Annotated in this window: 19 protein-coding genes; 15 read left to right on the plus strand and 4 right to left on the minus strand. The window is 66.1% G+C overall.

The genetic code is table 11. The features are described from left to right. The first annotated feature begins 180 nt into the window (after positions 1–180). From CBI38_RS19415 to CBI38_RS19460, 10 genes are all read left to right on the plus strand, one after another. The gene (locus CBI38_RS19415; RefSeq protein WP_109331323.1) at positions 181–1,662 is read left to right on the plus strand and encodes a condensation domain-containing protein; all 1,482 of its coding nucleotides are present in this window, start codon (positions 181–183) and stop codon (positions 1,660–1,662) included. Beyond that, on the plus strand, positions 1,662–3,104 hold the full coding sequence (locus CBI38_RS19420) for a condensation domain-containing protein (protein WP_109331324.1): 1,443 nt from the start codon (positions 1,662–1,664) through the stop codon (positions 3,102–3,104). Before CBI38_RS19415 ends, CBI38_RS19420 begins: the two co-directional genes overlap by 1 nt. A gap of 36 nt (positions 3,105–3,140) precedes the next feature. Beyond that, positions 3,141–3,566: a hypothetical protein gene (locus CBI38_RS37930; protein WP_162603255.1), complete on the plus strand. Its 426-nt coding sequence runs from the start codon at positions 3,141–3,143 to the stop codon at positions 3,564–3,566. Positions 3,567–3,656: 90 nt separating this feature from the next. Then, complete coding sequence (locus CBI38_RS19430) at positions 3,657–4,556, plus strand: sulfurtransferase (protein ID WP_109331325.1); 900 nt, start codon at positions 3,657–3,659, stop codon at positions 4,554–4,556. Continuing rightward, on the plus strand, positions 4,553–4,969 hold the full coding sequence (locus tag CBI38_RS19435; protein WP_109331326.1) for a SufE family protein: 417 nt from the start codon (positions 4,553–4,555) through the stop codon (positions 4,967–4,969). The genes CBI38_RS19430 and CBI38_RS19435 overlap by 4 nt, the downstream gene beginning before the upstream one ends. 20 nt (positions 4,970–4,989) lie before the next feature. Then, a complete protein-coding gene (locus tag CBI38_RS19440; protein WP_109331342.1) occupies positions 4,990–6,366 on the plus strand; it encodes a condensation domain-containing protein in 1,377 nt (458 codons plus the stop codon). A 131-nt stretch (positions 6,367–6,497) separates the two neighbouring features. After that, positions 6,498–8,285 carry an acetyl/propionyl/methylcrotonyl-CoA carboxylase subunit alpha gene (locus tag CBI38_RS19445; protein WP_109331343.1) on the plus strand — a complete coding sequence of 596 codons (1,788 nt, stop codon included), beginning with the start codon at positions 6,498–6,500 and terminating at the stop codon, positions 8,283–8,285. A 16-nt stretch (positions 8,286–8,301) separates the two neighbouring features. Then, positions 8,302–8,697 (plus strand): DUF1707 SHOCT-like domain-containing protein, encoded by a 396-nt coding sequence (locus CBI38_RS19450; protein WP_109331344.1) that lies wholly within the window; start codon positions 8,302–8,304, stop codon positions 8,695–8,697. Position 8,698: 1 nt separating this feature from the next. Then, complete coding sequence (locus CBI38_RS19455; protein WP_109331346.1) at positions 8,699–9,037, plus strand: GNAT family N-acetyltransferase; 339 nt, start codon at positions 8,699–8,701, stop codon at positions 9,035–9,037. A 2-nt stretch (positions 9,038–9,039) separates the two neighbouring features. Next, positions 9,040–9,372, plus strand: coding sequence for a VanZ family protein (locus CBI38_RS19460; protein WP_109331365.1), 333 nt, complete (start codon positions 9,040–9,042; stop codon positions 9,370–9,372). Here the strand turns inward: CBI38_RS19460 and CBI38_RS19465 are convergent. The 3 genes from CBI38_RS19465 to CBI38_RS19475 all read right to left on the minus strand — a co-directional run bounded on the left by CBI38_RS19465 (position 9,336) and on the right by CBI38_RS19475 (position 11,994). Then, positions 9,336–10,124 (minus strand): tyrosine-protein phosphatase, encoded by a 789-nt coding sequence (locus CBI38_RS19465; RefSeq protein WP_109331366.1) that lies wholly within the window; start codon positions 10,122–10,124, stop codon positions 9,336–9,338. The two genes, CBI38_RS19460 and CBI38_RS19465, sit on opposite strands and share 37 nt — an antisense overlap. Beyond that, positions 10,121–11,464, minus strand: a complete 1,344-nt coding sequence (gene lat, locus CBI38_RS19470) for an L-lysine 6-transaminase (protein ID WP_109331367.1) — start codon at positions 11,462–11,464, stop codon at positions 10,121–10,123. The genes CBI38_RS19465 and lat overlap by 4 nt, the downstream gene beginning before the upstream one ends. Before the next feature lie 65 nt (positions 11,465–11,529). Further along, positions 11,530–11,994 (minus strand): Lrp/AsnC family transcriptional regulator, encoded by a 465-nt coding sequence (locus CBI38_RS19475; protein WP_109331368.1) that lies wholly within the window; start codon positions 11,992–11,994, stop codon positions 11,530–11,532. 30 nt (positions 11,995–12,024) lie between these two features. On the opposite strand from CBI38_RS19475, the gene CBI38_RS19480 reads away from it, so the two are divergent. The 4 genes from CBI38_RS19480 to CBI38_RS37935 all read left to right on the plus strand — a co-directional run bounded on the left by CBI38_RS19480 (position 12,025) and on the right by CBI38_RS37935 (position 16,030). Beyond that, positions 12,025–13,251, plus strand: a complete 1,227-nt coding sequence (locus CBI38_RS19480; protein ID WP_109331369.1) for a 2-oxoadipate dioxygenase/decarboxylase family protein — start codon at positions 12,025–12,027, stop codon at positions 13,249–13,251. Continuing rightward, the gene (gene amaB / locus CBI38_RS19485) at positions 13,248–14,765 is read left to right on the plus strand and encodes an L-piperidine-6-carboxylate dehydrogenase (protein ID WP_109331370.1); all 1,518 of its coding nucleotides are present in this window, start codon (positions 13,248–13,250) and stop codon (positions 14,763–14,765) included. The genes CBI38_RS19480 and amaB overlap by 4 nt, the downstream gene beginning before the upstream one ends. A gap of 30 nt (positions 14,766–14,795) precedes the next feature. Continuing rightward, positions 14,796–15,800 carry an acyl-CoA dehydrogenase family protein gene (locus CBI38_RS19490; protein ID WP_109331373.1) on the plus strand — a complete coding sequence of 335 codons (1,005 nt, stop codon included), beginning with the start codon at positions 14,796–14,798 and terminating at the stop codon, positions 15,798–15,800. An 86-nt stretch (positions 15,801–15,886) separates the two neighbouring features. Beyond that, positions 15,887–16,030 (plus strand): hypothetical protein, encoded by a 144-nt coding sequence (locus tag CBI38_RS37935; RefSeq protein ID WP_162603256.1) that lies wholly within the window; start codon positions 15,887–15,889, stop codon positions 16,028–16,030. 27 nt (positions 16,031–16,057) lie between these two features. Here the strand turns inward: CBI38_RS37935 and CBI38_RS19495 are convergent, their stop codons facing one another. Then, the gene (locus CBI38_RS19495; RefSeq protein WP_109331377.1) at positions 16,058–17,515 is read right to left on the minus strand and encodes an HNH endonuclease signature motif containing protein; all 1,458 of its coding nucleotides are present in this window, start codon (positions 17,513–17,515) and stop codon (positions 16,058–16,060) included. Between the two features lie 112 nt (positions 17,516–17,627). On the opposite strand from CBI38_RS19495, the gene CBI38_RS19500 reads away from it, so the two are divergent. Continuing rightward, positions 17,628–22,136, plus strand: coding sequence for an ATP-dependent helicase (locus CBI38_RS19500; protein ID WP_204164773.1), 4,509 nt, complete (start codon positions 17,628–17,630; stop codon positions 22,134–22,136). Position 22,137 lies beyond the last annotated feature (1 nt).

The raw sequence follows: 22,137 nt of genomic DNA on the forward strand, positions 1-22,137 counted from the left end.
GGAAGTTGCAGCGTAGGGGGCGTTTGATCGACACTTGACTGGGCAGAAACCGACCTGTAATCAATCTCCGTACTCCGTTACCTCTCGCGGTAAGGCACTCAGTGCCGCATCCTGTTGCGAGACGCGCGTGCACGACCGAACTCGCACACCTCGACATTCGACAACCTCAGGAGCCGCTCGATGGACTTGAACTTGATCACCCACTGGAGACCACAGCCTGGGAGGGTCGTCGAGTGGAAAGTAACGGACATGAGTGCACGAGCGGCTGCACAGGCTCCGGTCGACCCTGCCCTGCCGACCACCATGCAGGAACGACACCTGAGGCGGGCACGACTCGCCGCGCAGAACGGGGAGACGCAGTCCCCCTGGATCGGTATCGCGTTCGATTTCCCCGGCAGACTCGACAGGGCCGCCATGACGCGAACCCTCGAGCGGTACGTTCTGCGGCACGACACCCTCCACAGCTGGTTCTCGTTCGCCGACCCAGTAGCAGATCCCACGGATACCACGAATCCCATTCGGCGACACGTCGTTCCGACCGAGTCCATCAACCTCGCCCCAGCCGAGGGCGCCGTTCTGGACAGGCCTGAGCAGGTACGCGACCACGTCGCGGCGCGCTTCGCGAACGACACCAGTGCACTCGCCTGGCCGGCCTTCGTATTCGGTGCAGTAGAGCACTACGCGACTGACGCACCCGACGCCGAGGAGAGCTTTACTCTCTTCCACGCGATCGACCATGCGCACACCGACATGCAGTCGATGATCCTGATGTTCGCCGAGACGAGAATGATCTACCAGGCCGAACTCGACGGCGTGGAGCCGGAATTGCCGGACCCCGGCAGCTACGTGGACTACAGTCGGCGCGAGCGTGAGAAGGCCGCGACATTGACGATGGCGTCTCCGGAGGTGCACGGCTGGATCGGTCACCTCACCCGTAACGGAGGAAGCTTCCCGAGCTTCCCCCTCGACCTCGGAGCGTCCGACGCGCCGAAGCCGGCCATCGGCAGCCGGTTCGAGCTGGCCGACGCACGGGACTGCGAACTGTTCGGGGTCGCATGCAAGGCCAACGGTGCCAATTTCATCGGTGGTGTGTTCGCGGCACTGGCCATCACCGAACACGAGCTCGTCGGACGCGACCGTTACATGGCGCTCTCCCCGGTCACCACCCGCAACGATCCGCAGTTCTACTGGTCACAGGGGTGGTTCATCAATCTTGTTCCGGTCGGATTCGAATTGGACGGCGCCACCACGTTTTCCGGGCTCGCGCAGCGCGCGCAAGAGGCATATCGCTCTGGTAAGACACTCGGCGAAGTGTCGGTGCAACAGGTGATCGACACGGTGCTGGCCGCCTCGGGCCCGGGCACCCTGTCACAGCACACGACACTCACCCCTCCCCCGATCGTGTCGTACATCGACGGACGCAGGTTGCCCGACACCGAGAACTTCTCGTCCACCCGCGCCACCGGCATCGTGGGAGGGAAGGCAACTCAGATCGCCTCCATCTGGATCAACCGGGTCCTCGAGGGAACGTGGATGGCCATCTCCCATCCCGATACCCCGGAAGCACATCGCTCCGTCGCCGCCTATGCCGGACGCCTGTCGACCATCATGAAAACCGTAGCCCGCGAGGGTGATTACCGCTCGCCGGAGGGGGTGCGCTAGTGCACGTCACGTCCATCGACAAGTACATGCTCGAACCCGGCATCGTGACCGAATGGTCCGTGGACCCGGGTGTGGTGTCGCAGTCGGCGGTGCCGCCGTCCTACAACCAGCTATTTCACCTCGACACCGCGCGCACCCACGGTATCGGCCGGAGTGTATGGATGGCAGCGGCTTTCGATCTTCCGGGGCGGCTCGACAAAGAGGCCCTGGAACTCGCGCTCGTTCACTTCATCCGGCGTCACGACACCCTGCAGACCGGGTTCGATGTCACCTCCGACGCGTTGATGCGTGTCGATCTCGACCCCGCCCTCGCCTCGGTGGTCGCCTCCGATCCGGTGCTCACGTCGTCACCGGACGAGCTTCGTGACCACCTGCGACGCCGCTTCACCGAGGCCTGCGATCCGTTGACGTTTCCCGCGTATCTCTTTGCGACCATCGAGCGCGACGACCACTACACCGTTGTCAGTGCCTTCGACCACACCCTGGTCGACGGCTACTCGCTGGTCATTGCGCTGGGTGAACTCCGACAGATCTACCAGAAGCTGTTGTCGCACAGCGTGTCCCGCGGCATCACCGCGGCGGAGTTGACCGAGGGACTCGGCGCTCCCGGCAGCTTCCTGCGGTATTGCGAACTCGAGGCCGAGACGCCGGCCACCGAGCTGGGTGACCCCCGGGTTCGTGAATGGGCACGGTTTTACGAGCGGTGCGGCGGCACCGCGCCGAGTTTCCCGTTGGACCTGGGTGTCGAAGCCGGCAAACCCGCACCGCAGGGCGCCGACGTCCGCCCGCTTCTGGGCACCGCCGACGCCGAACGCTTCGAGGAGATCTGCTTCGACTCCGGCGGAAGTCTGTTCACCGGCACGCTTACCGCGATGGGGTTGGCTGTCCAGTCGATCAACGGCACATCCCGGATGCCGCTGCAGTTTCCGCTGCACATTCGCCAGGACCCGCAGTGGGCAAACGCACTCGGATGGCTCACGACGAGTGCCCCCCTGACCGTAGAGGTGACCCCCGACGGCGACTTCCAGTCCTCGCTGGCGCACACGCATGCGTCCTTCCGCACCGCCCTGACCTTGAAGGGCGTCACGATGGCCCAGGTCCGCGAATCGCTCGGCGACGCGTACCGGCGAACCCGGACGGACGTGTTCATGGTGTCCTACATCGACTACCGCCGACTCCCGGGCACCGACGATCACGACGAGTTGAACGCCCACCACATCAGCAACGTGACGGTGGCCGACGACGCACAATTCTGGATCTCACGAACAGGGAGGGGCCTTGCGCTGCGCTCCCGATTCCCCGAAACCCCGACGGCAAGGCGTGCGGTCACCGACTTCCTCGAACGGCTGCGCGAGATCATGCTGAACATTTGTGAGAACGGTGTCGCACCCATCGCCGAACTGACCACCCAGCTGCACCTCGAGGGCACTCCCGTCATCTGACGCCTGCCCAGCTCGGTCGGACGGATCGACAATGCGTTGCCGCATGGTCAGCGCGATGTCGACCGCCCGCATCCGTGCACGGCCTGCGACCTCGCCGCCGAACAGGTCGTCGACACTGGCGGTCCACAACTCGACCCATCGGTCGAAGTGCCGGGCGGTGAACCCGTGCTGGCCGTGCAGCGCGCGGTGGACGGCGAGGACGCCGCCGCGGTAGCTGCCGGACCCCAGAAGGACCGACTCCCAGAAGTCGCACATCACGGGGAGATGGTCGTCGAGTCCGACGGTCGCGAGTGTGTCGAACGCTGTTCGGAGGATCGGATCGGCGAACGCCCGTGCGTAGAAGTGCCGCAGCAGCAACTCCAGGTCGGCGCGGGTCGAGATGTCGGGCATGAAACCTCCGTTCACGGGGCGAATCTCCGCATGCCGAACGCGCTGCGGCGAACCCCCGGTCGGTTACTGTGAACGCCGTTCGGACGAACTCGAGCCGTCGGCCTAGAATTGGCTTTCGTCCCACCGAGTCTGCCCCGTCGTCAATCCCGCAGGAGCCCGCCCGTGCCCGTAGCGCCAGATCCCACGCCCTCCTTCGCCGAGTACGCCCACCCCGAACGGCTGGTGTCGACGGAGTGGCTCAACGCACATCTGGGAGCGCCCGGCCTCAAGGTGGTGGAGTCCGATGAAGACGTCCTTCTCTACGACGTCGGTCACATCCCCGGTGCCGTGAAGGTCGACTGGCACCTCGACCTCAACGATCCGGTCACCCGCGACTACATCGATGGCGAGAAGTTCGCGGAGCTGATGAGCCGGAAGGGCATCAGCCGCGACGACACCGTCGTGATCTACGGCGACAAGAGCAACTGGTGGGCCGCATACGCGCTCTGGGTGTTCACCCTCTTCGGGCACGAGGACGTCCGCCTCCTCGACGGTGGCCGCGACGCGTGGATCGCCGAGAACCGGGACACCGCGTTCGACGTACCCGACATCACTCCCACCGACTACCCGGTGGTGGAACGCAACGACGCCCCGATCCGGGCGTTCAAGGACGACGTGCTCGCCCACCTCGGCAAGGGCCCGCTCATCGACGTGCGTTCTCCTCAGGAATACACCGGCGAGCGCACACACATGCCTGATTACCCGGAGGAGGGTGCACTGCGCGGCGGTCACATCCCGAGTGCGCAGAGCATTCCGTGGGCCAAGGCGGCGGCGCCGGACAGTCGTTTCCGCTCCCGCACGGAATTGAACGAGATCTACAGCGGCGTGTCCGCCGCCGACGACATAGTCGCGTATTGCCGTATCGGTGAACGCTCGAGTCACACCTGGTTCGTGCTCACCCACCTGCTCGGTTACCCGGAGGTCCGCAACTACGACGGATCGTGGACCGAATGGGGCAATACCGTGCGCGTTCCCATCGTCAGGGGTGAGGAGCCGGGCGAGGTCCCCGGCTCGTCGTCATGACACTGATGCCCGATTCGCTTGCCGAGATCGTCGACGACTTCGCTGCCGTCGACGGTTCCGACAAGCTGCAGCTGCTGCTCGAGTTCAGCCGTGAACTGCAACCTTTGCCCGCCGAACTCGAGCAGGACGCCATGGAGCCCGTGCCGGAGTGCCAGTCGCCGCTGTTCCTGTCGGTGGACAGTTCCGACCCCGAGCACGTGCGACTGCATTTCAGCGCACCCCCGGAGGCGCCGACGACGCGCGGTTTCGCGTCGATCCTTCAGCAGGGTCTCGACGGCCACAGCACGGCCACGATCCTCGGTGTACCCGACGACTTCTACTCCGCCCTCGGGCTGGCGGACGCCGTCAGCCCGCTCCGGTTGCGCGGCATGTCCGCGATGCTCGCACGCATCAAGCGGCATCTGCGCGGCTAGGCCGACTTAGCCGACAGCCTATGGAATTCACAGAACTCGCCGATTACCCCATACCCGTGGGAGCTCTCACCGAGTGGTTGCCGTGTGCGCGCTCGGCGTGGATCGACGATCCACGCCCGGCGTCGTACATCCACGAGGCGCACCTGCGCCGCTGCGCCGCTGCCGACGGGCGTGAGTCCTGGCTCGGGACCGCTTTCGAGATCGAGGGCCGCCTCGATGTCGCCGCTTTTCAGTCTGCACTCGAGAAGTGGACCGACCGGCACGAGGTGCTGCGCTCACACACCTCCTTCGATCCCGCCCACGACACCATCCGACGGCGCACAGTACCGGCCGGCGGATTACACATCGGCGTCATCAGCCACGGTTACGACGCTGCGGGCGGTGACAACTTCGCCCACCTCCAGCAACTGTTCGACGAGTACGCGTCTCCGCACAGCTGGCCTTCCTATGTGTTCGCGACGCTCGAACCGGTGGAGCGCGATCGGTTCACCGTGTTCTTCGCTGCCGACCACTCGATCATCGACGGGTTCTCGATCGTGCTGGTCGCGCACGAGTTGACGGCGCTGTACGAAGAAATCCTGTCGGGTCGGGCCGCCAACCTGTTTCCGGTCGGTAGTTACGTCGATTTCGGGCGGGACGAGCGGGAGTCACCTGCCGACGCCGACGTGCAGCGCGAGGCACTCGACGTGTGGCGGGGTGCTCTGGCCGATCGAGGACTGCCGGAGTTCCCTCTCGAGATCGGGCCGCGCACGCACGATGCGCAGCAAAACCTGTCGGCGTGGATTCTCGACGCCGATCAGGCAGCGGCCTTCTCTACGGCTTGCAGAGACGCCGATGTGGGGTTCTTCTCCGGGCTCCTGGCGTGCTTGGGCCTGGCAGGCGCGGAAGTCGCCGGGCAGCAACGTTTCCGCACCATCACGCCGGTCCACACCCGGCATGCGCCCCAGTGGGCGTCGGCGCTCGGATGGTTCGTCGGGCTCAGCCCGGTCGATTTCGAGCTCCCCTCCCACGAGTTCGGGGAGGTGGCCCGCGCCGCGGAAGCGAACACGGCCCGGACCAAGCCGATCGCCGTCGTCCCGTTCGACCGGATCGAGCGAGAACTCCACCTCCCCATCCGGCCGCGCTTCGTCGTCTCCTACATGGACGTCCGATTCGTCCCGGATGCGGGCCAGTGGGTCGACCGTAATGCCCGGGCGCTGCGAAGCCGGCAATACACCCACGATGTCTATGCATGGATCAATCGCACACCTCGGGGAGTCAATCTGGCGGTCCGATATCCGGGCAACGACATCGCTGCGGCGAGCGTCCACACCTGGGTGGCGAGCCTTCGGCGGCAACTAGAACAGGTTGCAGTAACCTACCCGTCGGTAGGGCGGGAAGTGTCGCTGAAGCCCTGACGAAAACCTCGATCCGGTGACGACCGCGTTCGGTTCAGTGCTTAGACTCCGAAGTGATGCCCGTATCCCACCGCTGGTGCGACTTCACGGAACCACCGCGGCGACCGACCACATGAACCACAGGAGGCTCAGTGCCCAGTCATGCCAGCGCGCACATCACGAAGGTGCTCGTCGCGAACCGCGGTGAGATTGCAGTGCGGGTGATCCGGGCCGCCGCCGATGCCGGGTACACCAGTGTCGCGGTCTACGCCGAACCCGACGCCGACGCCCCGTTCGTGCGCCTGGCCGACGAAGCATTCGCGTTGGGTGGGCAGACCTCCGCCGAATCGTATCTGGTGTTCGACAAAATCCTCGACGCCGCCGCCAAGTCCGGCGCCGACGCCATCCACCCCGGCTACGGCTTCCTCTCCGAGAACGCCGACTTCGCCCAGGCCGTGATCGACGCCGGCCTGATCTGGATCGGCCCCTCCCCGCAATCGATCCGCGACCTCGGCGACAAGGTCACCGCCCGCCACATCGCCGAAAAAGCGAAGGCCCCGATGGCCGCCGGCACCAAAGACCCGGTCAAGAACGCCGACGAGGTCGTCGCGTTCGCGAAGGAATACGGGGTTCCGGTCGCGATCAAGGCCGCCTTCGGCGGCGGCGGCCGCGGGATGAAGGTCGCGCACACCATCGAGGAAATCCCCGAACTGTTCGACTCCGCCACCCGCGAGGCCGTCGCCGCGTTCGGCCGCGGTGAATGCTTCGTCGAACAATATCTGGACAAGGCCCGCCACGTCGAAGCGCAGGTCATTGCCGACCAGCACGGCAACGTCATCGTCGCCGGCACCCGCGACTGCTCCCTGCAACGCCGCTTCCAGAAACTCGTCGAGGAGGCCCCCGCCCCGTTCCTCACCGACGACCAACGCAACCGGATCCACACCTCCGCCAAGGCCATCTGCAAAGAGGCCGGCTACTACGGCGCCGGCACCGTCGAATACCTGGTCCAGGGCGACACCGTCTCCTTCCTCGAGGTCAACACCCGCCTGCAGGTCGAACACCCCGTCACCGAGGAAACCGCCGGCATCGACCTGGTGCTGCAACAGTTCAAGATCGCCAACGGCGAGAAGCTCGACATCCTCGAGGACCCCACCCCCCGCGGGCACGCCTTCGAGTTCCGGATCAACGGGGAGGACGCCGGCCGCGGGTTCCTGCCCGCCCCCGGCCCGGTCACCAAGTTCGTCCCGCCCACCGGCCCTGGGGTGCGGATGGACTCCGGTGTGGAGACCGGGTCGGTGATCGGCGGCCAGTTCGACTCGATGCTCGCCAAACTCATCGTCACCGGCGCCACCCGCGACGAGGCCCTCGCCCGCGCCCGCCGCGCCCTCGCCGAATTCCAGGTCGAGGGGCTGGCCACGGTCATCCCGTTCCACCGGGCCGTCGTCTCCGATCCCGCCTTCATCGGTGACGGCACCGGCTTCGACGTCTACACCAAGTGGATCGAAACCGAGTGGAACAACCAGATCGAACCGTTCACCGGCGGCCAACCGGTCGACGAGGACGACTCCGGGCCCCGGCAGAACGTGGTCGTCGAGGTCGGCGGCCGCCGCGTCGAGGTGTCCCTGCCCGGCCAGTTCAGCCTCGGCGCCCCCACCACCGGTAACGGTGCCGTCCGGAAGAAGCCGAAGGCCCGCACCCGCGGCGGCGCCGGCGGGGGCGCCGCGTCCGGTGACGCCGTCACCGCCCCGATGCAGGGCACCGTCGTCAAGGTCGCCGTCGAGGAAGGCCAGGAAGTCGCCGAGGGCGACCTCATCGCCGTCCTCGAGGCCATGAAGATGGAAAACCCGGTCAACGCCCACAAGGCCGGCATCGTCACCGGACTGACCGTCGAACCCGGCGCCGCCATCACCCAAGGCACCGTCCTCGCCGAACTCAAATAGGTCCGAGATCACTCACATGTCCGACCTCCCCGACATCCGTATCGGCACGGCCGAACGTGAGCAGGCCCTCGACCTGCTGAGCGAGCATTTCGCGGCCGGCCGCCTGACGGTCGTCGAGTTCGACGAGCGCAGTGCCACCGTGGCCGGGGCGACCACCCGCGGCGAGCTCGATCGAGTGTTCGCAGACCTCCCGACTCCCGCCGTCGCCGCCCCGGCCACACCGCGCCCCACGTCGACGAAACCCGACGGTGACCACAACTGGCGTCGCATCGTGATGTCGGTGATCCCATTGGTGGCGCTCGTGCTGTTCTTCGTCGTCCCGGTCGACAACAGTTGGTTGTTCTTTCTGATGATCCCGGCCGCCGGAGCAATCCTTTTCGGGACGCGGAACGACCGCGAGCGGGATCGCTGACATGGAACCCGTCGAAGTCAATGCCGGCGGCTGGTATCTGCGGGCACTCCGCGCGGATGAACGGGTCGACGACCGGCCGGCCCTCACCGACGGCGGTATCGACGACGCCGACTACATCGCCCGACGGACCGCGCAGTGGTCGAGCGACGAGCACTATTCGTGGGCGATCTGTCAACCCAACACCGGTGAGATGCTGGCCGAGGTCGGACTGACTCGATCGGGTGATACCGCGGTGCTCACGGGATGGGCTCGGACCGGGCACGACGCCGCCCTTGCCAGTGGCGCCGATGCCGTACAACGCTTCGCGGAGGGCGCGTTGGGGTTGACGGTCCAGCGGTGACGATGCGGTCCGTTCCCGTAGTCGCGCTCACTGGGTTGGCGCTGATCATGCTGCTGTCGCCGGCCTCGGCAACGCCGACGGGTCCCGAACACGCCGACAAGGTGGTGCATGCCCTGCTGTTCGCGGCGCTCGCAGGCGCCTCCCGCTACGCACTGCTGCCGGTTCGGGTCACGGTGCTGTGGCTCGCAGCGTTCGCTGTGGTCACAGAGGTCCTGCAGGGCATTCTGCCGATCGGGAGACACGGATCCGTGTGGGATCTGCTTGCGGACACGCTAGGTGTAGGAATCGGCCTCGCCGTTCACTCCGCAGTCATGCGCTCCCGCAGCAACGCCTGACGCTCCGCGTCGAGGCCCAGGCCGTCGGAGAAATAACCCTCGATTGTTCCGAACGACGTCCGCATCGTGGCGAGGGACACCTCCAGATATTGCCGGCGTACACCGAGCACCGGCTCCAGCAACGAGGGGTCTCCACCTGCATCGGTGAACTTCTCGAAGACCCCGGCGAAGGACGGCAGTAGAAGTTCATTGGTCAGCAGGTAGTCGTCGAACACGTCCTCTTCACTGACACCGAGCAACAGCAGCAGGGCTGCAGTAGCCCATCCCGTCCGGTCTTTGCCGGTGGTGCAGTGCACGAGGGCGGGTGTGCTGTCATCCGCCGCAAGGTCCCGGAAGAGCTCCCGGTACGACGACACCGCGCTCGGCATCGATACAAAATCACGGTAGCTGCCCTCGAAATATTCGATCGCCCGGCCGCCGCCGAGTTCACGTTCGGCAATCATCGGGTCGGCGATCACGTGGAGCATCTGCGCGGGGATCGATCGGATCCCCTTGTCGGCGAGAACGTCCAGGGCAACTGCTCGGGCCCCGTCCGGGAGCTTGTCGGGTGCGACTTCGCGTTCGTCGGCGGTACGGAGGTCGTAGACGGTCCGAATTCCGAGGTCCGCGAGTAGCGGCATGTCTGTGTCCGCTACCCGACCGAGATCGGTCGAGCGATACAACACGCCGGTGCGCACCTTGGCCCCACTCTCTGTCCGATATCCGCCGACGTCTCTGAGGTTGGGCACGGAGGTGAGCGCAATGGGGGTCATCCGTCGACGGTACCGCCCACCACTCGGCCCAGCGCATCGACGGCGGCGTCGAGTTCTGCGGTAGTGACGTTCAACGGAGGACGGAACCGAATCCCGCACTTACCTGTCGGGAGAACAAGTACCCGTTCGCGCTCTCGCAGTGCCGTGACCACTTGGTCCCGCCGAGATGTCGTCGGCAGGCTGATCGCGCACATCAGACCGCGACCACGAGGCTCGGTGATCTCTGGCACTGCCGCGGCCAGCTGGCGGAGCCGCTCGAGAAGGTGCGCCCCTGTCAACCGGGCGCGGTCCACCAGGCGATCGTCCTCGATGACCTCGAGGATCCGGCGCGACCGCACCATGTCGGTGAGGTTGCCACCCCAGGTGGAGTTGATGCGGGAACTCACTGCGAACACGTGGTCCGGGATTTCGTCCACCCGGCCACCGGCCATGATTCCGCACACTTGGGTCTTCTTGCCGAATGCCACGACGTCGGGGCGAACACCCAGTTGCTGATACGCCCAGTTGGTTCCGGTCACTCCACACCCGGTCTGCACTTCATCGAAAACGAAGAGGGCGTCGTTCTCACGGCACAACTGCTCCATCGCCTGGAAGAAGTCCGGCCGGAAGTGGTGATCGCCTCCTTCGCCTTGGATGGGCTCGGCAATGAAACATGCGATGTCGGAGGGATTGTCGGCAAACGCGCGCCGCGCTTGTTCCAGGGCACGGCGCTCGGCCACCTCGACGTCGCGTCCCTCGGACAGGTAGGGGGCGTCGATCCGCGGCCACTGGAATTTGGGGTATCGCGCTACTTTGCCCGGTTCGGTGTTCGTCAGCGACATCGTGTATCCGCTTCGGCCGTGGAAAGCCTCGGACAGATGCAGCACCTTCGTTCCGAGCGCCGGGTCGATTCCGCGGCGTTCGTTGCATCGGCTCTTCCAATCGAAGGCCACCTTCAACGCATTCTCGACCGCGAGGGCGCCGCCGTCGACGAAGAACAGATGCGGCAGTGCGGGATCCCCGAGTACGCGGAAGAAGGTGTCGACGAAGCGCGCCATCGGCACCGTGTAGATGTCCGAGTTGCTCGGCTTGTTGATCGCCGCTTCCACCAGCTCCTCGCGGAAGTCGTCGCTCTCTGCCAGCGCCGGATGATTCATGCCGAGCGCGGATGAACCGAAGAACCCGAACATGTCGAGGTAGTCCGTTCCGTCCCGCTCGTCCACGAGGTGCGTTCCTCGAGACTGCTCGAGATCGAGCACCAGGTCGAAACCATCGACCAGAATGCGCGCACGCAGTACGTCCTGGACCTGGTCGGCGGACAACTCGCCCCCGCCGCCGGGAAATCGAATCGCTGTGCTCATATCGAGAGATTACGTCATATTTCCTGCCATACGCATGTCAACCGAGAAAACATACGGTGAGTCCGCTAGCTGTCGTAAAATGTCTGGAGAATGATCGTGCTGCGGGTGTGTACGTTGGCGGTGGCGCGGATCTCCTGAAGAAGATGTTCGAGTTCCCGGGGGGACGCCACCCGCACCAGCAGAACGTAGCTTTCGTCACCCGCCACCGAATGACACGCCTCGATGGCGGGCAAGTGGCGCAGACGGGCAGGCGCATCGTCCGGTTGGGACGGATCGAGAGGGGTGATGGCGACGAACGCCGACAAACCGTGCCCCAGCGCTTCGGGGTCGATCTTCGCGGTGTACCCGCGGATGATCTTTCGGGCTTCGAGCCTGCGGACCCGGGACTGGACCGCAGAAATCGACAATCCCGCCTTCTCGGCGAGAGTCGCCAGGGTCGCACGGCCGTCGGCAACCAACTCCTGCATCAGAACCCGATCGATGTCATCGAGAGGAGTATGGGGTGTGTCGCTGCGAAAAGATTCCACCACCAGCGCAGGCTAGCCCAGCGGAGGTGCGTCATGGTTGAAACGTGGGAGCTCCGAGCCCGGTTCGCCCGTGCACTGTCGGTAATGTACAGCCGTGAGGTACCGATTTATACTACGCTCCGACAGGTGACCGGGGAGGTCAACGCCGATTTCGCCGCACGCGAGCCCGCGGAGGCGGAGCGATGGGGCAGCCTCGATCGAGTCACCGCGGAGCTGCACGGCGAGATCCGCTTGGGTAGTGCCGCAGAAATCCGTCAGGCCGCGATACTGTTTGCCGGATTCGGGATGCACCCCGTCGGCTTCTACGACCTGCGCGATGCCGCCACCCCTTTACCCGTCGTCGGGACCGCCTTCCGTCCGATCGATTCGTTCGAACTGAACCACAACCCGTTCGGCATTTTCACCTCGGTGCTCACGACTGCGGATCACCGGTTCTTCGACGCCGATCTGCACGCACGCCTCGAAAGGTTTCTCGCCGGGCGGTCGCTCTTCCCGACGGAGCTTCTGCATCTCGCCGCGCTCGCCGCCGAAGAGGAAGGTTTGACTGCTCCCTCGGCCGAGCGGTTCGTGTCACTCGCGGCCACGGTGTTGGCGCGGACGGAACTACCGGTCGACAAGGGGTGGTACTCCGAGCTCGAAGCGGTGTCGCCGGTCGCCGCGGTAGTCGGCGCAAGCGCCGGCACCCATATCCACGCCCTCAGGCCCCGCGTGCTGGACGTCGACGAGTTGAGCCGCCGCATGCGGGCGCTGGGTTTCACGATGGTCGACGGCATTCAGGAACCTCCCAAGTGGGATGGGCCCGCCGTTCTCCTCCGTCAGACCTCGTTCCGTGCGATGTCGGAGCCCCACCAGTTCATCTCGAGCGGCGGAACAGTCGTGGGAGAAAGTTTCGCGGGGGCCGAGGCTCGTGGCCTCGCCCTGACGCCTCCCGGACGCGAGCTCTACGACCGGTTGGCTGCCGCGGACGCCGACGCGGCCGAGTGGGAGCGCCGGTTCCCGCGCACCGAAGCCGAACTCGACAGTCGAGGGATGGCGTACTTCACGTATCGACGCGAGGGTGGCCGGCACATCGCCGAACCGATCGTGTACGAAGACTTCCTCCCTGCGCCGACGGATGACGCCTGTACCCGCGCCGAGGTCGACTGCGGCGCCCGGTACCACCTACCCTGGCTCGCCGAGACACTCGGCCGGGCCGTGCACGACCCGTACGCGCTCTATCAGGAGCAGCAGGACAGATCCCGAGAGAGGACAGCATCGTGAACCTTCCCGCCCCCGAGGAGTTGCGCCGACGCGCCGAGGAAGCACTGATCAGGTGCGGTGCCGACATCGGTGCTCCCAGCGGTGCACTCGTGGCCCGAAGCCCCATCACCGGAACCGACTTGCGGACGGTCGTTACGAGTAGCGCCGACGACGTCGACGCGGCGATCTCCGCGGCACACGAGGCCTTTCTCACGTGGCGCTCGGTTCCGGCGCCCCAGCGTGGTGCCGTCGTGCGGCGGCTCGGACAGCTACTGACAGAACACGAACGCGACCTGGCGGAACTTGTCACCCTCGAGGCCGGAAAAATTCCCTCCGAGGCGCGGGGCGAGGTGCAGGAGATGATCGACATCTGCGAGTTCGCCGTCGGTCTCTCCCGGCAGCTGTACGGCAGGACGATGGCATCGGAACGTCCGGGGCACCGCCTGATGGAGACCTGGCATCCGCTGGGTGTCGTCGGTGTGATCTCCGCCTTCAACTTTCCTGTCGCGGTGTGGTCCTGGAACACGGCGATAGCGTTGGTGTGCGGGGACACCGTGGTATGGAAGCCCTCGGAGAAGACTCCGCTGACGGCAATCGCCTGCGACGCCCTGCTGGCGCAGGCCGCACACGATGTGGGAGCGCCCACGGGCCTGCACGCACTGGTGCAGGGATCCGTGGACGTCGGCGAGCAACTGGTGGACGACGCCCGGGTCGCCTTGGTCAGTGCCACCGGGTCTGTGCGGATGGGCCGCGCCGTCGGACCGCGGGTTGCCGCGCGTTTCGGCAAGAGCCTGCTGGAATTGGGCGGCAACAACGGCGCAGTCGTGGCCCCGTCAGCCGATCTCGACCTCGCTGTGCGCGGCATCGTCTTCTCGGCTGCAGGGACTGCAGGTCAGCGCTGCACATCGCTCCGCCGGTTGATTGTGCACTCCTCCATCGCGGACGAGCTGCTGAACCGGATCTCCGCGGCCTATCGAACATTGACGGTCGGAAACCCCTTCGACGACGGCGTACTCGTCGGCCCCCTCGTGGACTCGCAGGCATTCGACGCCATGCAGACGGCCCTCGACAAAGCTCGTGCCGACGGCGGAACAGTAATCTGCGGCGGCGAACGTCGCGGGACAGACAACCCCGCCTACTACGTCTCACCCGCATTGGTACGCATGCCGGCACAAACATCGGTGGTGCGGGAAGAAACGTTCGCACCCATCCTCTACGCCCTCACCTACGACACATTCGACCAGGCCATCGCGATGCACAACGAAGTCCCGCAGGGGCTTTCGTCGTCCATCTTCACCACCGACCAGCGTGAGGCCGAGCGGTTCCTCGCCGCGGACGGTTCAGACTGCGGCATCGCCAACGTCAACATCGGCACGTCGGGGGCGGAGATCGGCGGGGCGTTCGGCGGAGAGAAGGACACCGGCGGCGGACGGGAATCCGGATCCGATGCCTGGAAGGCCTACATGCGTCGCGCCACGAACACCGTCAACTACTCCGACCAATTGCCGCTGGCGCAGGGTGTCGAGTTCACCTGATCGCGCCGGTGGAGCGGTTACGCTCGGGACGTGAGCAACTGGGCCGAAATGGCGCGAGAGATCGCCGAGAACGTCCTGTTCCCGGTGGCGGACAGCGTCGATGCCGATGGTGAGGTCCCCGACAGCCATTTCGAGACTTTGGCCGCCGACGGCTTCTACGGTCTCGCAGCGCCTGACGACGAGAGCGTGACACCGTCCGTCCTGGTCGATGTACTGGAAACATTGTGCGGCGGGTGCCTCGCGACCGCCTTCACGTGGATGCAGCATCACGGAGTGGTCGCCGGTCTTGCGGCCTCACCCAACACCACCCTGCAGGGACGGTACCTCGACGGGCTCGTCGACGGCACCGTGCGAGCCGGAGTCGCGCTGGCCGGAGCCATTCCGGTACCACCCACGCTGTGGGCGCGCCGGGTCGAGGACGGGTACGTGCTGGACGGCGTCGCACCGTTCGTCACCGGTTGGGGCATCGTCGACCTGCTTCAGGTTTCGGCCCGCGACGAGTTCGACGACACCATCGTGCACGTCATCATTCCCGCCCAACCGCTTCGCGGGCTCACCGCAGCAGACCTACCGCTGATCGCCGCCCGCGGTTCCAACACCGTTCGCCTCACCTTCGACGGCCTCGCAGTGCCAGGCGAACTGGTAAGCGCCGTCGTCTCGCCCGACGACTTCGCGAAGAGCCAACTGTTCGGCTCCTGGATCAACGGGTGCATGGCCATGGGCATCACCCGCCGCGCGATCAGCGAACTCGAAACTCTGGGAGTCGATTCGGACCCGTTCGAGGAGCAAGCTGCCCGAGCACGACTCGACCTCAACGCGGCATTGGAGGGCAGAGCCGACATCGCCGACGCGCGGGCACGGGCATCCGAACTCGCCGTGCGGACCGCGACGGCGCTCGTCACCGCCAAGGGCAGCTCCGCTCTGATCGCGGGCAATACCGCCGAGCGGTTGATGCGCGAAGCTACCTTCACTCTGGTCGCCGCCGGACGTCCCGCAATCAAAGCCGCACTGCTGGAACGCCTGAACCGCGACTGACCGTCCCACTCCGACGTGTCGGTACCTTCGTCTACGGTCTGACGATTGCCCTGCGAAGCCGGGCCCTCCGACCGAAGCGAGTCAACGTGTTCAGGATCGTCCGCGCAGTGGCAGTGGTGTTGCTCGCGTGCGTCATCGGTGCGTATGCCGCGGCGGCCGCACTGCCGCCCGACACGGTCGAAGTGCCGTGGCCGTTCGCGCCGGCGTCCGCAGATTCCGATGTCGTCTGACCAAGCTTGGCAGCGGCCACAACTTCGCTACGGCACAGCATCACCCCCTTCTCGTGGTGCACGCATTCCACGCCGTGCGTGGTCGATCAACTCGCCGGGATGATGGCGATGATTGATGCGAGGCCTTCGGTCGGGGTCGACGTGCGGTGGCGGAATCCATTCGGTCCTGCCGGGATATCGACCCTCAGCAGTCCTGGTGACCCACCCGGCGGCGCTGTCATCGACCCGAGCGTGGCAGGCATCGCAAGCTAGAGTGAGGCCGTCGATGTCGGTGGTACGACCTTTCTGCCAGTCCGTGACGTGGTGGACCGCGCACATGCTGGCCGGCGTCGCGCATCCTGGGCGGGTGCATCCGCCGTCGGCGGCGATCAATGCAAGCCGCTGATCCGCACTGGCCAGACGCCGGCGGCGTCCCAGATGCAGGGGACGGCCGTCATGGTCGAACAACACCAAGACCGGGTGGGCCTGCTCGGCCAGCGCCAACGCATCCTCGATCGGTAGAAGGCCCCCGCTGGCTGTGGTGGCAACCCCTCCGATCGCCCTCTCGAGTTGCTCGAGCGTCATGGTGATGATCGTGGTGGCAGGCAGACCCCGGTGCCGGCCCAGGATTCCTGATTCCAGCACGGCTCGAAACATGGCACTGAACGCGTCGTGGTTGCGTTGCGCCGTGGTGCGCGTGTCCCGGGCGGCCGCGGCGGCGAGAACGTCCGAATCCACAGTGGGGTGCTCGGCATCGCCGGTGGGCGAGGATGGATCGGCCGGATTGTTCATGCCCGGTCGCGCCCACTTGGCGAGAATCGGATCGAGCAGTGCCCGCGCCGTGGGGTCGAGTTCACCGGAGATTCGCGACATCAATTCGGTGTCCTGCCGGCCGAGGGTGAGTGCCCGGCGGCGGGTGCGGTCGATGTCGTCGCCGAGATTCCCGTCCGGATTCAGATACGCGAGAAGTCGGTGCCCCGCCTGCTCGACGTCCTCGGGCGTCCCGTCACGAGCCACTCGCGCGAGAGTCGATTCCGCGGCCTTGGTGTCGTCGGCGTCGACCGCGTGTGGGATCTTGCGCAGAATTCTCGACACGGCTCGGGCATGATCGGCGCCTATGTCGCCATTCCGTTGCGCGGCCGCGGTATCCGGAAGAGCGGCCGGGAGAGATTCTCCGGTCGAGGCGTGCCACACCCCGAGTTGCCGGGCCGCGCTGACCCGGGCTGATGCGTCGGCCGCGGATATACGCAGGACGTCGACCAGGAATTTGTGGGGCGAACGGTAGCCGAAGGATGCGGGCAGGGACCGTTCCACGCTCTCCACAACCAGCCGGTGCGACACCGCACCGGCGCGGCGAAGTGCGCGTTCCAGGTTCCTGATCGCGTCGACCACCTCGGCGTCCGACAATCCCACCACGTCGGCGCCCAGCAACCCGTCCACCGCAGCGGTGAGCAGCGACAGCTGCCCCGCCACCCGGCTCTCCGCCGACCCCCCAGTCGAACTCATGTGCGAAACCTATCTCAGCGCTCCGACACACTTTTCCATCTGCACCTGTCGTCCTCTCGGCCGTTCGGGCAGACGTGCGGTGTCTGTCGGACCTCCGGTGCACTATGGAACGGTGACCGAAGTCCTCGGCAAGTTCTCTGCCGCCACCAGGGAGTGGTTCGACGGCGCCTTCCCCGCGCCGACGGACGCGCAGCTCGGTGCCTGGGAATCGATCGCCAGCCGCGCCAACACGCTGGTGGTCGCACCCACGGGGTCGGGCAAGACCCTCTCAGCCTTCCTGTGGTCCCTCGACCAGCTCGCGGCGACGGGCGAGAAGGACCGGTCCACCAAGGTTCTGTACATCTCACCGCTGAAGGCACTCGGCGTGGACGTCGAACGCAATTTGCGCGCCCCACTGGTCGGCATTACCCAGACAGCGAAACGGCTCGGCCTGACACCGCCCGAGATCTCGGTCGGTGTCCGCTCGGGCGACACCCCGCCCGCCGACCGCCGCGCGCTTATCAAGAATCCGCCGGACATCCTCATCACCACACCTGAGTCGCTGTTTCTCATGCTCACCTCGTCGGCGCGGGAGACGCTGACCCGGGTCGATACCGTTATCGTCGACGAAGTTCACGCTGTCGCAGGAACCAAGCGTGGGGCGCACCTGGCGCTGTCGCTCGAGCGACTCGACCGGCTCCTCGACACCCCCGCGCAGCGCATCGGACTGTCAGCGACGGTGCGCCCGCACGAAGAAGTGGCACGCTTCCTCTCCGGTTCGGCGCCGATTCGGATCGTCGCTCCACCGTCACCGAAGACGTTCGACCTTACCGTTCAGGTTCCCGTCGAGGACATGACGGAGCTGGGTCTCGCCGAGCCTGCCGAGGGCTCGGCATCGTCGACTCCGCAGTCCGGGTCGATCTGGCCACACGTCGAGGAACAGATCGTGGATCTCGTCCTCGCACACCGATCGTCCATCGTGTTCGCCAACTCGCGGCGGCTCGCGGAGCGACTTACCGCACGACTCAACGAGATCTATGCCGAGCGTAGTGGTGCCGACGTCGACAGGAACCCGAAGCCCGCCTCGCAGATCGGCACCCCTTCCGAGGTCAACTTCGGCGCCGACCCTCTGCTCGCGAGGGCTCACCACGGTTCGGTCAGCAAGGATCAACGAGCCCTCATCGAGGACGACCTCAAATCCGGACGGCTCCGCTGTGTCGTCGCGACGAGCAGCCTCGAACTCGGAATCGATATGGGTGCAGTGGATCTCGTGGTCCAGGTGGAGGCTCCGCCCTCGGTGGCGAGCGGCCTGCAACGTGTGGGCCGCGCCGGACACCAGGTCGGGGAGATCTCCCGCGGTGTCGTGTTTCCCAAGCACCGCACCGACCTGATCCACTGCGCCGTCACCGTCGAACGCATGGTGACCGGCAAAATCGAAGCACTCGCGGTGCCGGCAAACCCACTCGACATCCTCGCTCAACACACCGTTGCGGCCACCGCACTCGAACCGCTCGACGTCGACGACTGGTTCGAGACGGTCCGCCGCAGTGGCTCCTTCGCCTCCTTGCCGCGCTCGGCTTACGAGTCCACGCTCGACCTGCTGGCAGGGCTGTATCCTTCCGACGAGTTCGCGGAACTGCGCCCCCGACTCGTCTGGGATCGCGAAGCCAACACACTGACGGGTCGTCCCGGCGCGCAACGTCTCGCGGTCACCTCGGGCGGTGCCATCCCCGATCGCGGACTGTTCACCGTCTACATGGTGGGCGAAAAAGCTTCTCGGGTCGGCGAACTCGACGAGGAGATGGTGTACGAGTCTCGGGTCGGGGACGTCTTCGCGCTCGGTGCCACCAGCTGGCGGATCGAGGACATCACCTTCGATCGGGTGCTGGTCAGCCCGGCGTACGGTCAGCCCGGCCGTCTCCCCTTCTGGCACGGCGACGGCCTCGGCCGACCGGCGGAACTCGGTGAGGCGCTCGGACAGTTCCTCCGGGAAATTTCGCTCGGCCACGAGACGGAGGTGAAGGAACGGTGCCTCACAGGGGGTCTGGACGGCAATGCCACGAACAATCTGGTTCAGCTGGTCAACGAACAGAAGACCGCCACCGGTCAGGTTCCCACTGATCGCACACTGGTGGTCGAACGATTTCGCGACGAGCTCGGCGACTGGCGTCTGATCCTGCACTCACCCTATGGACAGCGTGTGCACGCACCGTGGGCGCTGGCCGTCAGTGCCCGGCTCAGCGAGCGCCACGGTCTCGACTCCAACGCGACCGCATCGGACGACGGCATCATCGTCCGCCTTCCCGACACGGAGGACACACCGCCCGGGGCAGACCTCTTCGCCTTCGATACCGACGAGATCGAGGACATCGTCACGGAACAGGTGGGCGGGTCGGCGTTGTTTGCCTCGCGGTTCCGTGAATGTGCCGCTCGCGCTCTGCTGTTGCCGCGCCGCAATCCTGGAAAACGGGCGCCGTTGTGGCAGCAGCGTCAACGTTCGGCGCAGCTCCTCGACGTCGCCCGCAAGTACCCGACGTTTCCGATTCTGCTCGAGACCGTGCGCGAATGCCTGCAGGATGTGTACGACCTTCCGGCGCTGAAGGATCTGTTCCGCCGGATGGCGCGGCGGCAGATCCGCATCGTCGAGGTCGAGACACAGTCGCCGTCGCCCTTCGCCGGCGCGTTGCTGTTCAACTATGTCGGTGAATTCATGTACGAGGGCGACAGCCCGCTGGCGGAGCGCCGGGCCGCCGCCCTGTCCCTCGATTCTGCCCTACTCGCAGAACTGCTCGGCCGTGTCGAGCTGCGCGAACTTCTCGACGCCGATGTCATCGCGCAAGCGGAGCTGGAATTGCAGCGCCTTCTCCCGGACCGCAAGGCGAGAGACCTCGAAGGCGCGGCCGACCTGCTCCGCATTCTCGGCCCCCTCACCACGGAGGATGTCACCGCACGCTCGACGCAGGATCCCACACCGTGGCTGGACGAACTGGTTCGCGCCAAGCGCGCGCTCGCGGTCTCCTTCGCCGGCGCCCACTGGTGGACGGCGATCGAGGACGCCGCGCGCCTGCGAGACGGACTGGGTGTTCCGTTGCCCATCGGTACGCCGGCCGCATTCATCGAACCCGTCGACGACCCACTCGGTGACCTGCTCAGCCGATACGCGCGCACCCACGGACCATTCTCGCTCGGTGATGCGGCCGGGCGCTTCGGCATCGGGTCCGCTGTCGCCCGCGACGTTCTGCAACGACTCGCCTCGGAAAAACGGGTCATGGAAGGGGAATTCCGCCCTGGTGCCTCCGGTAGTGAGTGGTGTGACTCGGAGGTCCTCCGTCGCCTCCGCAGGCGTTCACTCGCTGCAGCCCGCCAGGAAGTGGAGCCCGTCAGCACTGCCACCCTGGGCCGCTTCCTCCCGAGTTGGCAACATGTCGGCGGCACTCTGCGCGGAATCGACGGAGTCGCCACAGTTGTGGAACAGCTTGCCGGCGTGCCGGTTCCCGCGTCGGCGCTCGAGTCGCTGATCCTGCCGTCCCGCGTCGCCGACTACTCCCCCGCCATGCTCGACGAGCTGACCTCCACCGGAGAGGTGTTGTGGTCGGGCGCGGGAAACATTTCGGGAAAGGACGGGTGGGTGTGTCTTCACCCGGCCGACACCGCCCCCCTGACGCTGACGACCCCCGCCGAGTCGGATCTGTCCGACCTGCAGCGTCGGATCCTGGACACGCTGTCCGGCGGCGGTGCGTACTTCTTCCGTCAGCTCGCCGACACGCTGGAGATGTCCGAGGACAGTGCATTGGCCACTGCTCTGTGGGATCTCGTGTGGCTCGGGCACATCGGCAACGACACCCTCGCTCCGTTGCGCGCTCTCCTGTCGGACACGTCGAGAACCACCACCAGCCATCGCTCACCGCGGCGCCCACCGCGCGCCCGTGCGTACCGCAGCCTCGCGACCCCGGTTCGCACGGCGCCGCCCACTGTCGGTGGCCGGTGGTCGATTCTTCCGGGCGCCGAGACGGATGCCACCCTGCGTGCCAGCGCTACTGCCGAACTTCTCCTCGAACGCTACGGCGTGGTGACACGCGGATCCGTGACGACCGAGAACGTTCCGGGTGGATTTGCTCTGATGTACAGGGTGCTCGGCACCTTCGAGGACAACGGGCGGTGCCGCCGTGGGCACTTCGTCGAGTCGCTCGGCGGCGCACAATTCTCCACTCCCCACGTCGTGGACCGGTTGCGCAGTTACGGTGATTCGTTGGAGGGCCGGCACACGTCGCTGCCCGCCGTGACACTCGCCGCCAGCGACCCCGCCAACCCGTACGGCGCGGCGCTGCCATGGCCGAAGCGCGGCGACGACGCACCAGGTCATCGCCCCGGGCGCAAGGCAGGCGGCCTCGTGGTCCTGGTCGAGGGCGAGTTGATCCTGTTCGTAGAACGCGGCGGGCGAACAGTTCTGACGTTCACCGACGATCCCGGTGTACTACGCACTGCGGCGTCTGCTCTCGCCGGAGTGGTCAAACGTGGGGGAATCGACCGAATCGTCGTGGAGAAGGTCGACGGCGAGACCATCCATGGCAGCGATTTCGCGCCGATTCTCACGGAGGCGGGGTTCGCGCCGACGCCCCGCGGCTTCCGGTTGCGAGCCTGAC

Source organism: Rhodococcus oxybenzonivorans (assembly GCF_003130705.1).
GTDB lineage: Bacteria > Actinomycetota > Actinomycetes > Mycobacteriales > Mycobacteriaceae > Rhodococcus_F > Rhodococcus_F oxybenzonivorans.